Origin of the sequence: Micromonospora sp. NPDC049836, assembly GCF_044465125.1 — a bacterium.
In the GTDB taxonomy this organism is placed as follows: domain Bacteria; phylum Actinomycetota; class Actinomycetes; order Mycobacteriales; family Micromonosporaceae; genus Micromonospora.
In genome coordinates this window covers 53,720-72,470 of record NZ_JBITLH010000016.1, presented here as the reverse complement: position 1 = coordinate 72,470, position 18,751 = coordinate 53,720, and the positions used below count along the sequence as shown (strand labels likewise).

Below are 18,751 nucleotides of genomic sequence, written 5' to 3'. Positions count from 1 at the left end.
GCCGCGAGTGCGACGGGGCCTGCCGGTGGGGGAGGGCGGTCAGCTGTTGAGGTGGGCCAGCACGGCGGTGGCCATCCCCTGCTCGCCCCGGGCGTTCGGGTGGAACGGGGCGGCCGAGTTCTCCGGGATCAGGCCCTCCACCCAGCGGGTGCCGCTGCTCTTGCAGGCGTCGTGGCCGATCGACGGGGTGTAGACGTCGGCGTAGCTGGCGTTGTTCGCGGCGGCGGTGCTGGCCAGCATGGTGTTCAGCGCCTTCTCGACGCCGCGCAGGTAGGGCACGTCCTGGTAGGCGATCGGGACCAGCGGCCAGCAGCCGTAACCGCTGTCCGGCACGATCGCCGGGTACCCGATCACGACGATCCGCGCGCCGGGAGCGGCCGCCCGGACCGCCCGCAGCACGGTGGTCACCTTCGGTGCGGCCGCGTTGATCCTGGCCCGCAGCTGGTCGGTGCCGCCGGCGGTGTACGTGTTCTTGCACGGCGAGCCGAACGGGCTGTCCAGGCTGGCCTGCGCGCAGTCGCTGATGATGCTGGAGAAGCCGATGTCGTTGCCGCCGATCTGCACGGTCACCAGCGCGGTGCTCGAGGTCACCGCGTTCAGCTGGGGCGGCACCGAGATGCCCAGCTGACCGCTGCCGCCGTTGAGGATGTCGTTGGTGGTGGCCCCGGAGCAGCTGACGTCGGCGAAGGACGCCGAGCCGGCCGACGCGGCGACCAGGGACGGGTAGTTGCGGTTGGACCGGAGGCAGTTGAGGTCGACCTGGGTGGGGACGAGCGGGCCGGCGGTGTACGAGTCGCCCAGCGCGACGTAGCGCCCGGCGGGCACGGCGGCGTTGGCGGGGGTGACGGAGGCGAGCAGCACGCCGGCGACGACGGCGGCGAGCGCGCCCAGCCGGCTGGCCGCCCGGGGGAACGGCAGGCGAGGACGGATCATGGTGGGCTCCCAGGGTGGTGGATCATGGGTGCGCCGATTCTGTCCGTGTTGACGCCGTCCGTCAATATTTACCTTCGTCTTTGTCTCGGGCGGCAAGAACCTGCGTTTCGATCGGCGCCCGGCCGGTCAGCGGCCGGTGCCGGCCCGGCCCTTGAGGCGGCGGCCCAGCTCCCGGGCGATCTCCCGGTTGGCGTCCCGCTCGGCGAGCGCCTGCCGCTTGTCGTACGACTTCTTGCCCTTCGCCAGGCCCAGCTCGACCTTGGCCCAGCCGTTGGCGAAGTACATCGACAGCGGCACCAGGGTGATCCCGCCGTCGCGCAGCTTCTCCAGGATCCGGGCGATCTCCACCCGGTTCAGCAGCAGCTTGCGGGTCCGCCGGGGCGCGTGGTTGGTCCAGGTGCCGTAGCCGTACTCGGCGATGTGCAGGCCGTACAGCATGATCTCGCCGTCGCGCTCCTGGGCGAACGCGTCGACCAGCGACACCCGTCCCTCGCGCAGCGACTTCACCTCGGTGCCGGCCAGCACGATCCCCGCCTCGTAGGTCTTGAGGATCGTGTAGTCGTGCCGCGCCTTCTTGTTGCTGGCGATGACCTTGCGCCCGTTCTCCCTGGCCACGCCCTGCCTCCTCGTCCGCCGCGCCGAGGGCAGGATATCCGGGCGCCGGCCCCGGCCGTCCCGCGGTCGCCGCCGCCCCGGGCCGGGCCGGCGGGTCTGCCCGGGGCGGCGGGGCGGCGGCTCAGCAGGCCGGCGGGGCGGCGGCTCAGCAGGCCGGCGGGGCGGCGGCTCAGCGGGCCGCCATCCGGTCCGGCACCCGCCCGTCCGGTGGATCGGCCGGCCGCGGCCGGCCGGCCCCACCCGGCGGCCGCTGCCCGGCCCACCCGGTGGTGATCAGCAGAAGGGCGGCCGCGTAGCTGGCCATCACCAGCAGGCCACGGCCCGCGAAGTCGACCCCGGCCGCGCCGAGCCCGATGAGCAGGTCGGAGCCGAGGAAGAGCGCGCCGCCCAGCCCGGTCCGCCGGGACACCCCGGTCGCGGCCGCGGCCATCGCCGACAGCGCCAGGCTGTAGCCGAGCACCGGCAGCCGCAACGGCCCGAGCGCGCCCCAGAGCAGCGCGTTCGCCGCCGCCCAGGCGAGCAGGTAGCCGAGCACCGCGGCCACCGGCGGGCGGCGGTGGCGTAGGAACGCGGTGAGGAAGCCGAGCTGGGTGAGCAGGAAGCAGCCCATGCCGGCCAGGAACGCGGTCCGGCCCGGCAGCAGCAGCGCGACGTCCCCGGCGGTGGCCGCGACCAGGCCGACCGCGACCCCGTCGAACCGCCGCCGGACCGACCAGAGGTAGGCCAGCAGCAGCGGCGCCAGCAGCGGCTTGGCCAGCCACTGGGTCAGCGTGGAGTCGGTGGCGACGCCGATCAGCTCGACCACGGCGACGACCCCGAACAGGCGGAGCCCGTGGCGGCTCACCGGGAGGGCTGCCAGCCGGGCCGGCCGAACACGTAGCCGACCCGCTCCCGCCAGGACCGGGCGGACCGGGCGTCGGCCCAGACCGCGGCGAACTCGTGGGTGGCCACCCGCAGCGGGTTGTAGGTGGCGATGTTCTTGGTCAGGCCGTACCGGACGGGCGCCCGCTCGGGGGCGAAGCTGCCGAAGAGCCGGTCCCAGACGATGAGGATGCCGCCGTAGTTGCGGTCCAGGTATTCGGTGTTCGAGGCGTGGTGCACCCGGTGGTGCGACGGGGTGTTGAAGATCAGCTCGATCGGCCGGGGCAGCACGGTGACCCGCTCGGTGTGCAGGAAGAACTGGTAGAGCAGGCTGATCGACTGCTGCAGGAAGATCATCCACGGTGGAATGCCGAGCAGGGCCAGGGGCAGCCAGAACGGCAGCGAGGTCATCGGCGTCCAGCTCTGCCGCAGCGCCGTGGAGAAGTTGTAGTAGACGCTGGAGTGGTGCACCACGTGGCTGGCCCAGAGCACCCGCACCTCGTGGTGCAGCCGGTGGAACCAGTAGTAGGCCAGGTCGTCGGCGAAGAAGAGCAGCACCCAGACCCACCAGTCACCGGGGGAGAGCCGCACCGGGGCGATCGTCCAGAGCGCCGCGTACAGCCCGACGGTGGCCAGCTTCCAGGGGAAGCCGATGAGCTGGCTGCCCAGTCCCATGGAGAGGCTGGTGGCGGTGTCGCGTACCTCGTAGCCGCGTTCCTCGTCGTCGGGCAGGAACCGGTAGGACACCGCCTCGAGGACGATGAACAGCAGGAACGCCGGGATGGCGTAGAGCACGGCGGGGATCATGCTCGGGCCTCCTCCTGGGGAGCGGGGGTGGGGGTGGGGGTGGTGACCGGGGCGGTCAGCAGCGCCCGGGCGTGCCGGGCGGCGGCCGTGCCCTGGCCGGCCGCGATTGCGGCGGCGAGCCGGCGGTGGCCGGCGACGTCGAGCAGTTCGGCGGCGCGCGCGTCCGGCGGGACGTCGCCGACGGCGAGGGTGCCGGCGATCAGGCTGTTGAACGCCAGCAGGTAGGCGGTGTTGCCGCTGCCGCGCACCACCAGCCGCCAGATGTCGATGTTGGCCTCGTGCATCCGGTCGAGGTCGGGGGCGAGGGCGCCGTACTCCTCGGCGGCGGTGACCAGCGCGGCGGTGACGGCCCGGTCGCCGCGCTCCGCGCAGAGCCGGGCCGCGTCGATCCCGACGCAGGCCCGCATCTCCAGCATGTCGCGCAGCAGCGTCTCCACCGGGAGTACGTCGCCGGAGCGGGCCAGCGACAGGGCCAGGTCCAACCCGGCGTGGATCCGCCAGTCCAGCACCCGGGTCGCCCCGCCCTGGCTGACCCGCACCAGGCCGAGCTGCTGCAACCGGCGCAGCGCCTCCCGGACGGCGTGCCGGTTGACCTCGAACGCGGCGGCCAGCTCGCGCTCGCCGGGCAGCGTCTCCGCCGGCCGGTAGCGGCCGCTGACGATGGCGTCGCGGAGCTGGCCGAAGACGTGGTCGGAGACCGAGGCGCGGGGCGCGGGGGCGAAGGCCATGGCCAGCAGTGTGGTGCCGAACACATCAACCCGTCAACTGGTTGGACCAGTCGGATTTCCGCGGGGGGCAGCGACGTCGGAGAATGACCCGGTGAGCGACATCGCCCTCTACCACCCGTACGTGCGGTTCCAGGACGAGGCGTGGCTCAAGGGCGCCGTCCTCTACTGGCCGAAGATCGCCCGGCTGCTGCCGTACAGCCTGCCGGCGCCGCCGGACTCCGCCACCGTCCTCGAACTGCGGGCGGCGCTCGACTGCATCGTGGACGTGCCGATCTGGCCGGGGGACCGGCACGGCTCGCTGGCGCCGGTCGACGAGCTGTTCTACGGCTTCCTCGACCGGCACCTGGCCGAGCTGCGTCCCCGGTACGGCGTCCAGCGGCTCGGCATCGACCCGATGCTCGACAACCGGCCCGGCCGGGGCGGACAGGTGCCACGCGATCCCCGCCTCACCGCGGTGCACCCGGACAAGATGTCCTGGCGGCTGGCGGACCGGCTCGCCGACGAGGGCCTGCTGTGCCGGCTCGATCGGCTGCTCCCCGACGGCCGCCGGGTGCGCACCGGCGATCTGGCGCTGCACCGCGACCTCGGCACCCTCTACCTCGCGGTGCTCGCCGACACGGTGGCCCGGGCCAACCGGATGGCGACCGTCACCGACCGGCCGGTGACCCTGGCGACCAGCGGCGGCTGGACCATCGAGTCGATGGCCGCCGCCCTGCTGGCGGACGCCGTGCCGGCCTCGCCGGCCCACCCCGAACCGGCCCAGGCGTTCGCGGTCCTGGCGCTCTCCGTCGCGGTGCCCGGCGGGCTGGCCGACGTCCCGGTCCGACGGATCGTCGAGGCCCGGCGGCACCTGCACCCGGAGCTGCTCGCCTACCGTGCCTACCTGGACTCGCTGGCGCCCGTCCTGGCCGACCTGGCCACGGTGCCGGATCCGGCGGTCCGGGCCGCCCACCTCGAGACGATGGTCGAACGCGAGATCGGCGACCGGCTCGACGCCACCCGCAGGCAGCTGACCAAGCTCGGCTTCGAGCCGGCCCGGGCGCTGCTCACCACCCAGACGCTGGTCCCGCCCGCGGCGCTCGCCCTGCTCGGCGGCGCGCTGGAGCTGCCGCCGGTGATGACCGGCTCGGGGGCGGTGGCGGTCGGGGTCCTCGGCGCCACCGCGGGCATGCTGGGCGGCCGTGACCAGGTCCGCCGGAACCACCCGACCGGCTATCTGCTGGGGCTGCGCCGGGAACTCGGGGCGGGCGACGCCGTCGCGGCCGTCCGGGCGGCCTACCGTCGGGCGACCGGACAGCGGTAGGCGATCGGGACCGGGCGGTCGGTGCCGCCACGGTCACGCCTCGTATCCTTCATGCCGGAAGCCCGCGAAGTGGAAGGAGCCGGTGTGAGCGACCGCGTCGAGACGTTGGAGTTTCAGGCCGAGGCCCGTCAGCTGCTCCAGCTGATGGTGCACTCGATCTACTCGAACAAGGACGTCTTCCTGCGCGAACTGATCTCGAACGCCTCCGACGCGCTGGACAAGCTGCGCCTGGAGTCGCTGGTGGACAAGGACCTCCAGGTCGACACCGCCGACCTGCACATCGAGATCGAGGTCGACAAGGAGGCCCGCACGCTCACCGTGCGGGACAACGGCATCGGCATGTCCCGCGACGAGGTGGTCGGCCTGATCGGCACGATCGCCAAGTCCGGCACCGCGGAGCTGCTGGCCAGGCTGCGCGAGGCCAAGGACGCGGCGGCCTCCCAGGAGCTGATCGGCCAGTTCGGCGTCGGCTTCTACGCGACGTTCATGGTGGCCGACCGGGTCACCCTGCTCACCCGGCGGGCCGGGCAGGCCGGTGGCACCCGGTGGGAGTCCGCCGGCGAGGGGACCTACTCGGTCGAGGCCGTCGACGACGCGCCGCAGGGCACCTCGGTCACCCTGCACCTCAAGCCCGTCGACACCGAGGACAACCTGCACGACTACACCGCCGAGTGGACCATCCGGGAGATCGTCAAGCGCTACTCGGACTTCATCGCCTGGCCGATCCGGATGACCGTCGACAAGCCGGGCGAGGACGGCGCGACCACCCGCGAGGAGCAGACGCTCAACTCGATGAAGGCGCTCTGGGCCCGCTCCCGGGACGAGGTCGACGAGGCCGAGTACAAGGAGTTCTACCGGCACGTCGCACACGACTGGGCCGACCCGCTCGAGACCATCCACATGCGCGGCGAGGGCACCTTCGAGTACGAGGCGTTGCTCTTCCTGCCCTCGCACGCCCCGCTCGACCTGTTCGCCCCGCAGGGCCGCCGCGGCGTGCAGCTCTACGTCAAGCGCGTGTTCATCATGGACGACTGCGACGCGCTGATGCCCAACTACCTGCGCTTCGTCAAGGGCGTGGTGGACGCGCACGACCTGTCGCTGAACATCTCCCGGGAGATCCTCCAGCAGGACCGGCAGATCCGCGCGGTGCGCCGCCGGCTGGTCAAGAAGGTGCTCGCCACCCTCAAGGACCTCCCCGCCGAGTCGTACCGCACCTTCTGGACCGAGTTCGGCGCGGCGGTGAAGGAGGGTCTGCTGGAGGACCCGGACAACACCGAGGCGCTGCTCGACCTGGTCCGGGCGGCGTCCACCCACGATCCGGCCGAGCTGACCACGCTGCGCGACTACGTCGGGCGGATGAAGGACGGCCAGACCGAGATCTACTACGCCACCGGGGAGAACCGGGCCACCATCGAGAACTCCCCGCACCTGGAGGCGTTCCGCGCCAAGGGCTACGAGGTGCTGATCCTCACCGACCCGGTCGACGAGGTCTGGGTCGAGCGGGTCGGCGCGTACGACGGGAAGACCCTGCGTTCGGTCGCCAAGGGCCAGGTCGACCTGGAGACCGAGGAGGAGAAGGAGAAGGCCGAGGCCGAGCGGCAGGAGTACGCCGACCTGCTCGGCTGGATGAGCGGCGCGCTGGCCGACAGCGTCAAGGAGGTCCGGCTCTCCACCCGGCTCACCACCTCGCCGGCCTGCGTGGTCGGCGACGCGCACGACATGACCCCGACGCTGGAGAAGATGTACCGGGCGATGGGGCAGGAGGTGCCCCGGGTCAAGCGGATCCTGGAGCTCAACCCGACCCACCCGCTGGTCACCGGGCTGCGCAAGGCCCACGAGCAGGGCGCCGACAGCACCGCGCTGACCGAGACCGCCGAGCTGCTGTACGGCATGGCGCTGCTCGCCGAGGGCGGGGAGCTGGCCGATCCGGCCCGGTTCACCCGGATCCTCGCCGACCGGCTCGCCCGCAGCCTGTAGCTCCGCCGGCTCGCGGCGACTCGGAGCCGGCCCGGCGTCTCGCCGGGCCGGCTCGGCCGTCGGGTCAGGCGCCGGGTCGGCCCGGCCGTCGGGTCAGGCGCCGGGTCGGCTCGGCCGTCGGGTCGGGTCCGTCGCGGGTCAGGCGCCGCGCCGGGGCAGCCACTGGACGAGGACCGCCACCGCGACGCTCAGCGCCACCAGGACCCCGAGGCTCAGCGCGAACGCGTGCGGGAAGGGGCCGGTCCGGAGCGCGTGATAGAACACGCTGCCGATCAGGGCCACGCCCACCGCGTTGCCGGCCTGCTGCGCCGTGGACAGCACCCCGGAGGCGGCCGCCGCGTGCCGGGCCGCCACGCCGGCCAGCACGATCGACGGCAGCGGCGCCACCACGAAGCCCATCCCCGCACCGGCCACCGTCAGCCCCGGCACCAGCCAGCCGGTCGGCTCCTGCGCGGCGAGCGCCAGCAGGCCGTACCCGGCGGCGACCACCAGCGTGCCGACGGTGAGTGTCTGGCGGCCCAGCCGGGCGGCGATCCGCCCGGACAGCACCGACGTGACCAGGTACCCGAGGCCGAGCGGCGCGAAGAGCAGCCCGGACGCGAGCGCCGACAGGCCGCGCCCGTCCTGCAGGTACACCGCCAGCACCAGGAAGAACGACGCCATGGTGAGCTGGAAGGCGAGGCTGACCAGCACCCCCACCGTGTACGAGCGGGCGGCGAACAGGTGCGGGTGCACCAGCGGCGCGCCGCCCCGCGCCGCCAGCCGGCGCTGGTGCCAGGCGAACGCGGCGAGCGGCGGCAGCGCCGCCAGGCACCAGCCGGCCGGCGCGGCGGCCACCAGCGGGTACACGATGGCGACCAGGCCGACCGTGACCAGGACCGTGCCGACCAGATCCAGGCCGGCGCCGGTCGCCGACCGTGACTCGGGCACCAGGCGCCGGCTGGCCGCCATCGCCGCCAGGCCGACCGGCACGTTGATCAGGAAGATGCTGCGCCAGCCCAGGCCGGCGAGGTCCGCGCGGATCAGCAGCCCGCCGACGAGCTGCCCGAACACCGCGCCCAGCCCGACCGCCACCCCGTAGGCGCTGAACGCGCGGACCCGCCGGGCGCCGGTGTAGACGGTGTTGATGATGGCCAGCACCTGCGGCATCAGCAGCGCCGCGGCGGCACCCTGCAGGACCCGGCCGCCGACCAGCACCGCCGCGCTGGGCGCCAGCCCGCACGCCGCCGAGGCGAGCGTGAACAGGCCGAGGCCCGACGCGTACAGCCGGCGCCGGCCGTACAGGTCACCCAGCCGGCCACCGGTGATCAGGCCCGCGGCCAGCGCCAGCCCGAAACCGGCGACCACCCACTGCACGGCCGACGGCCCGGCCCGCAGGTCCACCTGGATGGACGGGATCGCCACGTTGACGATGAAGAAGTCCAGCAGCGTGACGAACGTGCCGGTCAGCAGGACCAGCAGGGCGCCCCAGCCGGTCTCGGCCCGCGGCGGCGTGACCGCCGGCGCGGTGACGGTGCTCATGGCTCGTGCCTCCAGGTGCTCAGGCGGGGATCTTGTCGAGGAAGCCGTGCACCGCGGCGATCCGGCCGTCCCCGGTGAGCACCGCGACGTCGAAGCCGACGACCAGCGGCTCGGCACCGGGCGCGCCGAGGGTCCAGGTGAAGCGGGCGATGTCGTGGTGCGCGTCCACCGGGCCGAGATCGAACCGCAGCCCGGGGAACTGCCCCTGGACGGCGGCGATGGTCGCGTCGATCGCGTCGCGGCCCTCGGCGACCGCCAGCGGGTCGGTGTACCGGCCCTGCTCGGCCCAGACCTCGTCGATCAGCGCCCGCCGCGCGGCCGGGTCCGTCTCGTTCCAGCACTCCAGGTACCGGTGAATGACCTTCATGGCGTTCCTCCATCTCGTTGCCGATGCGGGAAACGCTATGCAGCGGGGGCGGGCGCGGAATCCGTCACGCATCAGTACTTCCGTCGGTGGAGGTCGGTAACGTCTCGGCCATGCTGTACGGGCGGGACGCCGAGCTGGCGGCGGTGGGCGCGCTGCTGGACACCGTGCGCTCCGGCGGCAGCGGCGCCCTGGTGCTGCGCGGCGAGCCGGGCATCGGCAAGACCGCGCTGCTCGAGCACGCCGACACCGCCGGCCTGCGCGTGCTGCGCGGCGCCGGCGTGGAGTCGGAGGCCGAGCTGCCCTTCGCCGGCCTGCACCTGCTGCTGCATCCGGTGCTCGACCGGCTCGACGCCGTACCGGCGGTGCAGGCCGAGGCGTTGCGCGGCGCGTTGGGGCTGGCCGTGGCCGGCGGGGCGGACCGGTTCCTGGTCGGCCTCGCGGTGCTGTCGCTCCTCTCCGAGCTGGCCGACACCGGCCCGGTGCTGGCCGTCGTGGACGACGCCCAGTGGCTGGACCGGGCCTCCGCCGACGCCCTGCTGTTCGCGGCGCGGCGGCTCGGCGCCGAGCCGGTCGGCGTGCTCTTCGCCGCCCGCCCGGACGGCTTTCCGGCGCCCGGCGTGCCGGAGCTTCCGCTGCGCGGGCTGGACCCGTCCGCCGCGGCGGCGCTGCTCGCCGAGCGCGCGGCCGACCTGGACGCCGGCGCGCGGTTCCGGGTGCTGGCCGAGGCGGTCGGCAACCCGCTGGCGCTGATCGAGTTGCCGGCGACGGCCGGACCGGCCGGTGGTGCGCTGCCCGACCGGTTGCGCGAGGCGTTCCACACCCGGGTGCGGACGCTGCCGGATGCCGTCCGCACCGTGCTGGAGGTGCTCGCCGCCGACGACACCGGCGACCTCGGGGTGCTGCTGCCCGCCGCCGGCAAGCTGGGCGCCGGCAGCGCCGAGCTGGACGCCGCGGTCCGGGCCGGGCTGGTGACCGCGCATGACACCGTGTCGTTCCGGCACCCCCTGGTCCGGGCCGCCGTGTGGCACGGCACGCCGCCCGGCCGGCGCCTCGCCGTACACGACGCGCTGGCCGCCGCCCTGGACCGGCCGGGTGACGCCGACCGGCGCGCCTGGCACCTGGCGTCGGCGACCACCGGGGCCGACGAGGGGGTCGCCGCCGAGCTGGAACGCACCGCGGCGTGGGCCGGTGAGCGCAGCGGGCACGCCGCCGCGGCCGCCGCGTACGAGCGGGCCGCCCAGCTCTCCGCCGAGCCCGGCGCCCAGCTGCGCCGGCTCACGCTCGCCGCCGAGGCGGCGGCCGAGGCGGGCGACCTGGACCGCTCCGACGCGCTCGCCGCCCGGGCCGAGCGTCCCGGCACCGCCGATCCGGTGCTGGCGGCCCGGCTGACCGCGGTGCGCGCCGCGGCGGACTTCTGGCGCGGCGCGCTGCCGTCGGCGCACGCCCGGCTGCTGCGCGGTGCCGCCCAGGTCGCCGCCGCCGACCGGCACCTGGCGCTGAGTCTGCTGGTGGAGGCGCTGCACGTCGGCTGGTACGCGGGGGAGCGGGAGCTGTCGGAGTCGGTGGCGCGGTTGCGCTCCGTGCTGCTCCCCGACGACCCGCTGACCCCGCTGGCCCGGCTCCTCATCCACGCGGTGACCCCGGTCGTCGGCGGGGTGGACGGCGACGACGCTGTCGACTGGGCGGCGCCCGGTGCGATGATCGGGGCGGCCCGGGCCGCCGAGAGCGAGCCGGGCGCCGCGATCCTGGTGGCCGGGCTCGGGCTGATCCTCGGCCAGGAGGCGGTCACCGTCGAGCTGGCCGAGGAACAGGTGGAGCTGGCGCGCCGGCAGGGCCGCGTGGGCTGGCTCCCGCAGGCGCTGTTCTACCTGGCGTGCGGCTGGCAGTTCGCGGGCCGGCAGGCCGAGGCGGCCGCCGCGGCGGAGGAGGCCCTGGCGATCGCCCGCGACACCGACCAGCGGCAGTGGATCGACCGGCTCGGCGAGCCGCTGGCGTACCTGGCCGCGATCGCCGGGGACGAGGACGGGTGCCGGCGGATCACCGACGAGGCGCTAGCCGGCGTCGCGGGCGGCGACCCGGCCTGGCAGGTGCCCTGGGTGTACGCCGCGCTCGGCCTGCTGGACCTCGGACACGGCCGCGCCGAGTCGGCGCTGACCTGGCTGGCGCCGCTGGCGGAAGGGCGGTCCCGGTTCCACGTCTCGGCCACCCGCAGCACCCCGGACCTGGTCGAGGCCGCGGTGCGGGCCGGCCGGCCGGACGCGGCGGCCGAGGCGTTCGCGCAGTACCGGCGCTGGGCCGCGCACGCCCGGCAGCCGTGGATCGACGCGGTGGTGCTGCGCTGCCAGGCGCTGCTCGACCCGGACGAGACGGCGGGGGAGTCGTACGCGGCGGCGCTGGCCGCGTACCGCCGGCTGAACCGGCCGTTCGACGAGGCCCGCACCGCGCTGTTGTACGGCGAGTGGCTGCGCCGCGGCCGCCGCCGTTCGGAGGCCCGCCCGTACCTGGCCGCCGCGCGGGACACCTTCGACAAGCTGGGCGCGGCGCCGTGGGCGGCGCGGGCCCGCACCGAGCTGGGCGCCGCCGGCACCCCGGCGCCCCGGCCCGCGGGTGGCCCGGCCGCCCGGCTCACCCCGCAGGAGCTGCGGATCGTCTCACTCGCGGCCGCCGGGCTGTCCAACAAGGACATCGCGACGCGGCTGTTCCTGTCCGCCCGGACGGTCGGCTACCACCTGTACAAGGCGTACCCGAAGCTCGGCGTGGTGTCCCGCGCCGAACTGGCCGAGCTGGACCTGAACGCCCCCTGACCGGGCGGTGCGGGACGAAGGGGCCCGTCCGCCACGCCGGGCGTGGCGAAGGGCCCCTTCCTCGCGTCGGTCAGGGCAGGTCGGGGTAGAGGGCGGCGACGCCGCCGGAGAGGCCGGCGAGGACCCGGCGGGCGGTGTCGTCGGCGACGATCTCGTACCGGTCGGACTCGATGCCGTCGACCGCGATCCGGGCGATCTCCGCCGGGTCGGACTTCGGCACGTCGAGCCCGGCCGTCATGTCGGTGTCCATGTAGCCGACGTGCAGGCCGGCGACCCGCACCCCGCGCCCGGCGAGCTGCGCGCGCAGCGCGTTGGTCAGCGCCCACTCGGCCGACTTCGCGGCGCTGTACGCCCCGACGTCGGGCAGGGCGAACCAGGACAGCGCGGAGAGCACGTTCAGCACGGTGCCGCCGCCGTTGGCCGCGATCCGCGGGGCGAACGCCCGGACCATCTCCAGGGTGCCGAAGTAGTGGGTCTCCATCTCCAGGCGGACCTTGGCCGGGTCGGCGTCGAGCAGGTCCGCGCCGGTGCCCGAGCCGGCGTTGTTCACCAGCAGGGTGACGTCGCCGGCCAGCTCGGCGGCGGCCGCCACCGACGCGGGGTCGGTGATGTCCAGCCGGACCGGGGTGACCCCGGGCAGGTCCACGGTGTCGGGGTTGCGGGCGCCGGCGTAGACGGTGGCGCCGCGGGCCAGCAGTTCGGCGGCCAGGTGCCGGCCGAAGCCCCGGTTGGCCCCGGTGACCAGGGCGGTGCGTCCTGCGATCTTCATGTCTGCTCCTGAGGGTGTGGCAGGGATGGGTGGGGCAGGTCGACGGCGGCCGGGCCCGGTGCGCGGGCGGGCCTGGCCTTCATTCGGTGTCCGGAGCGCCGCTCAGCGCCGCCGGGGGCCGGTCCGGGCTCGCCGGCCGGTGAGGGGCTCGCCGGCCGGTCAGGACTCCCCGGCCGGTCCGGGCTCGCGGGCCGGTCCGGGCTCGCGGGCCGGGCCGGCGGGGTGGCCGGCAGCAGGCCGGGTCCGGGCAGCACGGCCACCTCGTCGGCCGGTACGTCGTGTCCGGCGTCGCAGCGCAACCGCACCTGCACGGGAGCGCCGCAGTCGCGGTGGGCGATCCGGATCGACGGCTCGTCGACGGCGTACGTGTCGCCCCACTGCCGCAGCGCGGCGAGCACCGGAAGCAGGTCCCGGCCCTTCGGGGTGAGCAGGTACTCGTCGCGGGTGCGCTGGCCCGGCTGGCGGTAGGGCCGCCGTTCGAGCAGCCCGTCGGCGACGAGCTGCTTGAGCCGGGCGGCGGCCACCGGCTCGCTGACCCCGGCCCGGTGGGCGAAGTCGTCGAAGCGCCGGGTGCCCAGCGACGCCTCCCGCAGCAGCAGCAGCGTGGTCCGGTTGCCGACCACGTCCAGCGCCGCCGCGATCGAGCAGTTGGCGGTGGTCCAGGTGTCACGCCGGGCGAGCAGGTCCGTCATGCCGGCGACGCTACCCGAGCTGACTTAGGAAAACCAAAGCCAGCTACCTCACACCGGGAGAGGGGAATAGCGGCGGGGGAGACCCGCGGCTCAGAGCTGGCCCGCGAAGAAGCCGTACCGGGCGAGCGGCTCGACGATCTCCCGTTCCTCGTACGACAGGTGCGACAGCAGGGTGTCGGTGAGCAGGTCCACCGCCTCCTGCAGCGCGGTGAAGTCACCCGGGTGGTGGATCAACTCCACCAGGGCCCGGTCCACCCCCTCCACCACCTCGTGGATCACCACGTGCTCCTCGGTCAGCCGGTCCAGCACCGGGCCCAGCCCGGCGTCCGCGCGGCGCAGGTGCGGGAAGATCGAGTTGTCCTCGAGGCCGTGGTGCTGGGTCACCACCGTGCAGTACGCGGCGCAGTACGCCCCGAGCGTCCAGTTGTTCTGTCGCATGGTCATCTCGTTCAGCGCGGCCCGGGCCGCACCCGCCGAGACCGCCCCGCGCCGCACCTGTTCCAGCAGGTCACGCACCTGACCCAGCTCCTGCCGCAGGTGGTCGTGCACGTCCACCAGATGCTGGCCGGCCGCCTGCCCGCGCACCGTGTAGCGCTGGCCGGCCGGCGCCGGCGGGGCCGCCGGGCGGGCGCTCTCGTCCCAGAGCCGCCGCGCGCTCAGCCGTACCCCCGGATCGGGGGTGGGGGTGACCGCCAGCGCGGTCGTCTCCCCGGCCGCGACGGCCGCCCGCTCCTGGGTCACCGCCTCGGCGCGGTCGCCCGGCGCGGCCCGCTCGGCACCGACCAGCTCGCGCACGGCGGGCGCCACCTCCTGGCCGAACAGCTGGATCGCACGGGGGTCGTCGCTGCCGAGGATGAACGTGGCGATGCCGTGCTCCAGCGCGAGCCCGGCCAGCTCGTCGACCCACTGCTCGGGCGGTCCGGCCAGAAAACCCGTCGACGAGCGGGCGAAGCTGCCGTTGACGTTGAGCAGCCGGCGTACCGCCGCCGGCTCCCGCCCGGCGGCCTCGGCGCCCTCGTCGATGAGCGCGTTGAGGCCCGGCAACTCCGCCGGCCCCTTCGGCAGGTACGACAGCGACGGCAACCAGCCGTCCGCGGCCCGCCCGACCAGCCGCAGCATCCGGGGCTTGTACGCGCCGACCCAGATCTGCACCGGGTGCGCCGGGGCGGGGCCGCGCTTCGCGCCGACCACCCGGTAGTGCTCACCCTCGACCCGGACCATGCCGCGCCGCTCGGTGTCCCACACCTCGCGGATCACCCGGATCGCCTCGTCCAGGGCGGCCACCGCCTGCCCCGGGCTGAGCCGCCGGCCGCCGGCTGCCTCGATCGCCTCCCAGAACGCCCCGGCGCCCAGCCCCAGCTCGATCCGGCCGTCGGTGAGCAGATCCAGGCTGGCCACGCTGCGGGCCAGCACCACCGGCTGGCGCAGCGGCAGGTTCAGCACGTTGCCGGCCAGCCGGACCCGGCTGGTCGCGGCGGCCACGAACGAGATCAGCGTCCAGGTGTCCAGGAAGCCCGGCTGGTAGGGGTGGTCCTGGAAGGTGACCAGGTCCAGCCCGCTCTGCTCGCAGAGCTTGGCCAGCGCCACCACCTGCTCCGGCCGCCCGGCCCCGGGGGTGAGGAAGCCGCCGAAGTGCAGTTCGTGTCCGTGGTCGGTCATGTCCGTCCCGCCGCCTCGTGCCGATCTTGTGCCAACCCCGCTCACGGTAGTCCGCCGGGGCGCCGGTCCGTCCGCCGGTTCCGGAACCCAAACGGATCGTTCACAGTGAATGGCTGCCGGCATAGGCTGCCGGTGAACGGCCCAGTGTTCCTCCGGAAGGAGCGACCCGTGATCCGTCACCGCCACCGCGCCCGCCCGCTCGCCCTCGCCCTGTTCCTGTGCGCGGTCACCGCGTTGGCCGGGCCGGTGCCGGCCGGCGCCGCCGCCCTGCCGTACCAGGACCCGTCGCTGCCCGTCGCCACCCGCGTCGCCGACCTGCTGTCCCGGATGACGCTCGACGAGAAGATCGGCCAGATGACCCAGGCCGAACGCGGCTCGGTCACCGCCGCCGACCTCACCACCTACCGACTCGGCTCGATCCTCTCCGGCGGCGGCTCGGCGCCCACCCCGAACACCGCCACGGCGTGGGCCGACATGTACGACGGCTTCCAGCGGGGCGCGCTCGCCACGCCGCTGGGCATCCCGATGATCTACGGGGTGGACGCCGTGCACGGCCACAACAACGTGTACGGCGCGACCATCTTCCCGCACAACATCGGGCTCGGGGCCACCCGCGACCCCGCCCTGGTGCAGCAGATCGGCCAGGCCGTCGCCGAGGAGATCGCCGGCACCGGGGTGGACTGGGACTTCGCCCCCTGCCTCTGCGTCGCCCGCAACGATCGGTGGGGCCGCACGTACGAGTCGTTCGGCGAGACCCCGGACCTGCCGTCGAGCCTGTCCACACTGGTCACCGGCCTGCAGGGCGTCAACCTCGGCGGGCCGACCTCGGTGCTCGCCACCGCCAAGCACTACGTCGGCGACGGCGGCACCACCGGCGGCGACGACCAGGGTGACACCGTGCTCAGCGAGGCCGACCTGCGGGCCATCCACCTGCCGCCGTTCCAGGCCGCCGTGCAGCGCGGCGTGGGCTCGGTGATGATCTCCTACAGCAGCTGGAACGGGGTGAAGCTGCACGGCAACCAGTACCTGATCAGCACCGTCCTCAAGGGAGAGCTCGGCTTCTCCGGCTTCGTCGTCTCGGACTGGAACGGCATCGACCAGATCGACGGCGCCGCCGGATTCACCGCGGCCGAGGTCAGCGCCGCGATCAACGCGGGCATCGACATGGTGATGGTGCCCACGGCCTGGAAGACGTTCCTGAGCACGCTGCGCGCCGAGGTGCAGAACGGGCACGTGCCGATGAGCCGGATCGACGACGCCAACCGGCGCATCCTCACCAAGAAGTTCGAGCTGGGGCTCTTCGAGCGGCCGTACACCGACCGGAGCTGGACCCCGACCGTGGGCAGCGCGACGCACCGGGCACTGGCCCGGCAGGCGGTACGCCAGTCCCAGGTGCTGCTGAAGAACGCCGGTGGCGTGCTGCCGCTGGCCCGGGACAACAACAAGATCTTCGTGGCCGGCAAGAGCGCCGACAACATCGGCAACGCCAGCGGTGGCTGGACCATCTCCTGGCAGGGCTCGTCGGGCCCGGTCACCCCCGGCACCAGCATCCTGCAGGGCATCCGCTCCGCCGTGGGTCCGACCACGACGGTCACCTACAACCAGCGGGGCACCGGCATCGACCGCACCTACCGGGCCGCGATCGCGGTGGTCGGGGAGACGCCGTACGCCGAGGGGCAGGGCGACCGGACCAGCGGCATGAGCCTGGACCGCGACGACCTGCGCACCATCGCCACGCTGCGCAACGCCGGCGTGCCGGTGATCGTGGTGCTGGTCTCCGGCCGGCCGCTGGACATCGCCGCCGAACTGCCCAGGTGGGACACGCTGCTGGCCGCGTGGCTGCCCGGCACCGAGGGCGCCGGCGTTGCCGATGTCCTCTTCGGCGGGTACGCACCGACCGGGAAACTGCCGATGACCTGGATGAACTCGGTCAGCCAGCAGCCGATCAACGCCGGCGACGGGCAGGTCCCGCTCTTCCCGCAGGGATTCGGCCTGACGTACTGACGGGACGCGCGCGGGCCGACGTGGACGGTCACTGTGGGTGATGGCGTCGCGTTGTAGGGCACGTCGGCCCCGCCCGCAACCCGGGGCGTCCGCCCGTCGCTCGGCCGGGTGAAGAACTTCACAAGAAGTGGGCGATCGTCCGAAACCATTCCTAACGTCGTATCCGTTCGCGATCGCGGACACCACGGGCCGGCAACGCCTAATCCCGCCGCCGGCCCGGTGGTACCTGGACCTCAGGCGGGAGCGGGGGACCCACACGTTCCTCGGTGCTCGACACCTCGGGGTGAAGCCGCCCACCGGCGGCCGGGCTCCTCGGCCCGAACCCGACAGCTCACCTCGTCGGCGTGGAGGAAACCATGGCAACTGAACATCTCGCCCGTCATCGTCGCGCCGGCGCCCGCCGGATCGCCGTCGGCGCGCTCGTCGCCGGCGCGGCCACCGGCGCCGCGGCCCTGCTCGGGCCCGCCGCGCCGGCCAGCGCGTCCAGCGTGAACTGGGACGCCATCGCACAGTGCGAGTCCGGCGGCAACTGGCACATCAACACCGGCAACGGCTACTACGGCGGGCTCCAGTTCTCCCGGGGCACCTGGAACGGCTACGGCGGGCAGAAGTACGCCAGTCGCGCCGACCTGGCCAGCCGCGGCGAGCAGATCGCCGTCGCCGAGAAGGTGCTCCGCGGGCAGGGCATCGGCGCCTGGCCGGTCTGCGGCAAGAAGGGCGGCTCGACGAAGCACTACGCCGCCAAGGACTCGGGCTCGACCCGGTCGCCGAAGAAGGCCACCGGCAAGAAGTCCGCGCGTGGGGACCAGCCGGCCACCCGCAGCCACCGGCGCACCGCGCCGAGCACCGGCGCCACCGGCGGCTACCTGGTGCGCCCCGGCGACACCCTCTCCGAGATCGCCGAGGCGAAGGACGTCGCCGGCGGGTGGCACGCCCTCTACGCCCGCAACCGGGACGTGGTCGGCACCGACCCCGGCCTGATCTTCCCGGGCCAGCGGCTGCGCCTGCGCTGACCCGGCCGGCGGCCGCCGGGCCACCGGATCGGCCCACCGCTCCCCCCACGAACGCCCGGCCGGGTCTCCGGCCGGGCGTTCGGCTCCCCGGCGGCCGGCGCGACACGCCGGTGCCGGCCGGGTCCGGGCTGATCGGGTGCCGGCGTACGGCTCGCGGCGGTGCGTGCCGCCGTGGTGTCGGTGCTGGTTGCTATCGTCACGGTGCTCCGGAAAGACGTGAAGAAAGCGCGGTTATGACCAACGACCCGTTCTCCGCGGCCGCGAGCCTGGACGAGTTGCTCACCCGGACCCAGCAGACGCTGTCCGCGATGCGCTCGCGGGCCGTCGAGCACGCCGACGGCGACCCGGCGGAACTGCTGCGCGCGGAGGGCGCCGCGGCCGGCGGCCGGGTCCGGGCGGTGGCCGTCCAGGGTGGCCGGTTGGAGTCGGTGACGGTCGATCCGGCGCTGGCCGACGAGGGGTGGGAGACCGTCTGCCGGCACGTCGTGGCCGCGGTCAACGCCGCGCTCGCCGGGCTCGACGCCCGGGTCGCCGCCTCCGCCCAGGCCGACGTGGACGCCCTCGCCGCGCGGCTCGGCGACCCGCCCGAGCGCTCGGCGCGGCGGATGGAGCTGTTCGGCCGGGCGATGGAGGGCGCGGCGGCCCGGCTCAACCGCGACCCGGGTCGGCAGACGCGCACCCGCCGCCCGGCCTGATCC

Annotated in this window: 16 protein-coding genes and 1 riboswitch; of the genes, 6 read left to right on the top strand and 10 right to left on the bottom strand. The window is 74.5% G+C overall.

Going from position 1 to position 18,751, the window contains the following annotated elements; genetic code table 11:
* Window positions 1-39: 39 nt before the first annotated feature.
* The 5 genes from ACIBPB_RS29850 to ACIBPB_RS29830 form a co-directional block, all read right to left on the bottom strand.
* On the bottom strand, window positions 40-933 hold the full coding sequence (locus tag ACIBPB_RS29850; protein WP_396842772.1) for an SGNH/GDSL hydrolase family protein: 894 nt from the start codon (window positions 931-933) through the stop codon (window positions 40-42).
* A gap of 126 nt (window positions 934-1,059) precedes the next feature.
* Window positions 1,060-1,548, bottom strand: coding sequence for an SsrA-binding protein SmpB (gene smpB, locus ACIBPB_RS29845; protein WP_357325223.1), 489 nt, complete (start codon window positions 1,546-1,548; stop codon window positions 1,060-1,062).
* Between the two features lie 169 nt (window positions 1,549-1,717).
* The gene (locus tag ACIBPB_RS29840) at window positions 1,718-2,392 is read right to left on the bottom strand and encodes a lysoplasmalogenase family protein (RefSeq protein WP_396842771.1); all 675 of its coding nucleotides are present in this window, start codon (window positions 2,390-2,392) and stop codon (window positions 1,718-1,720) included.
* Window positions 2,389-3,216 (bottom strand): sterol desaturase family protein, encoded by an 828-nt coding sequence (locus tag ACIBPB_RS29835; RefSeq protein ID WP_396842770.1) that lies wholly within the window; start codon window positions 3,214-3,216, stop codon window positions 2,389-2,391. The genes ACIBPB_RS29840 and ACIBPB_RS29835 overlap by 4 nt, the downstream gene beginning before the upstream one ends.
* Window positions 3,213-3,944 carry a FadR/GntR family transcriptional regulator gene (locus tag ACIBPB_RS29830; protein WP_396842769.1) on the bottom strand — a complete coding sequence of 244 codons (732 nt, stop codon included), beginning with the start codon at window positions 3,942-3,944 and terminating at the stop codon, window positions 3,213-3,215. Before ACIBPB_RS29830 ends, ACIBPB_RS29835 begins: the two co-directional genes overlap by 4 nt.
* Before the next feature lie 91 nt (window positions 3,945-4,035).
* Between ACIBPB_RS29830 and ACIBPB_RS29825 the strand changes: the two genes are divergently transcribed.
* Window positions 4,036-5,247 (top strand): DUF6236 family protein, encoded by a 1,212-nt coding sequence (locus ACIBPB_RS29825; protein WP_396842768.1) that lies wholly within the window; start codon window positions 4,036-4,038, stop codon window positions 5,245-5,247.
* A 144-nt stretch (window positions 5,248-5,391) separates the two neighbouring features.
* Complete coding sequence (htpG, locus tag ACIBPB_RS29820; RefSeq protein ID WP_396842827.1) at window positions 5,392-7,224, top strand: molecular chaperone HtpG; 1,833 nt, start codon at window positions 5,392-5,394, stop codon at window positions 7,222-7,224.
* A gap of 138 nt (window positions 7,225-7,362) precedes the next feature.
* Here the strand turns inward: htpG and ACIBPB_RS29815 are convergent, their stop codons facing one another.
* Window positions 7,363-8,745 (bottom strand): MFS transporter, encoded by a 1,383-nt coding sequence (locus ACIBPB_RS29815; RefSeq protein ID WP_396842767.1) that lies wholly within the window; start codon window positions 8,743-8,745, stop codon window positions 7,363-7,365.
* Window positions 8,746-8,764: 19 nt separating this feature from the next.
* Window positions 8,765-9,112: a nuclear transport factor 2 family protein gene (locus ACIBPB_RS29810; RefSeq protein WP_357325243.1), complete on the bottom strand. Its 348-nt coding sequence runs from the start codon at window positions 9,110-9,112 to the stop codon at window positions 8,765-8,767.
* A gap of 110 nt (window positions 9,113-9,222) precedes the next feature.
* Here ACIBPB_RS29810 and ACIBPB_RS29805 point away from each other — a divergent pair, with 110 nt between their 5' ends.
* Window positions 9,223-11,916, top strand: a complete 2,694-nt coding sequence (locus ACIBPB_RS29805) for an AAA family ATPase (RefSeq protein ID WP_396842766.1) — start codon at window positions 9,223-9,225, stop codon at window positions 11,914-11,916.
* Window positions 11,917-11,986: 70 nt separating this feature from the next.
* Here the strand turns inward: ACIBPB_RS29805 and ACIBPB_RS29800 are convergent, their stop codons facing one another.
* The 3 genes from ACIBPB_RS29800 to ACIBPB_RS29790 all read right to left on the bottom strand — a co-directional run bounded on the left by ACIBPB_RS29800 (window position 11,987) and on the right by ACIBPB_RS29790 (window position 15,036).
* Window positions 11,987-12,685, bottom strand: coding sequence for an SDR family oxidoreductase (locus tag ACIBPB_RS29800; protein WP_396842765.1), 699 nt, complete (start codon window positions 12,683-12,685; stop codon window positions 11,987-11,989).
* Window positions 12,682-13,377: a winged helix-turn-helix transcriptional regulator gene (locus tag ACIBPB_RS29795; protein WP_396842764.1), complete on the bottom strand. Its 696-nt coding sequence runs from the start codon at window positions 13,375-13,377 to the stop codon at window positions 12,682-12,684. The genes ACIBPB_RS29800 and ACIBPB_RS29795 overlap by 4 nt, the downstream gene beginning before the upstream one ends.
* Before the next feature lie 90 nt (window positions 13,378-13,467).
* Window positions 13,468-15,036, bottom strand: coding sequence for an LLM class flavin-dependent oxidoreductase (locus ACIBPB_RS29790; protein ID WP_396842763.1), 1,569 nt, complete (start codon window positions 15,034-15,036; stop codon window positions 13,468-13,470).
* Window positions 15,037-15,204: 168 nt separating this feature from the next.
* On the opposite strand from ACIBPB_RS29790, the gene ACIBPB_RS29785 reads away from it, so the two are divergent.
* The 3 genes from ACIBPB_RS29785 (at window position 15,205) to ACIBPB_RS29775 (ending at window position 18,748) form a co-directional block, all read left to right on the top strand.
* Window positions 15,205-17,040, top strand: coding sequence for a glycoside hydrolase family 3 protein (locus ACIBPB_RS29785; RefSeq protein ID WP_396842762.1), 1,836 nt, complete (start codon window positions 15,205-15,207; stop codon window positions 17,038-17,040).
* A 186-nt stretch (window positions 17,041-17,226) separates the two neighbouring features.
* Window positions 17,227-17,400: riboswitch (cyclic di-AMP (ydaO/yuaA leader) on the top strand.
* Window positions 17,397-18,053, top strand: coding sequence for a transglycosylase family protein (locus ACIBPB_RS29780; RefSeq protein ID WP_396842761.1), 657 nt, complete (start codon window positions 17,397-17,399; stop codon window positions 18,051-18,053). It overlaps the preceding riboswitch by 4 nt.
* A gap of 233 nt (window positions 18,054-18,286) precedes the next feature.
* Window positions 18,287-18,748, top strand: a complete 462-nt coding sequence (locus ACIBPB_RS29775; protein WP_396842760.1) for a YbaB/EbfC family nucleoid-associated protein — start codon at window positions 18,287-18,289, stop codon at window positions 18,746-18,748.
* The last annotated feature ends 3 nt before the right edge of the window (window positions 18,749-18,751 follow it).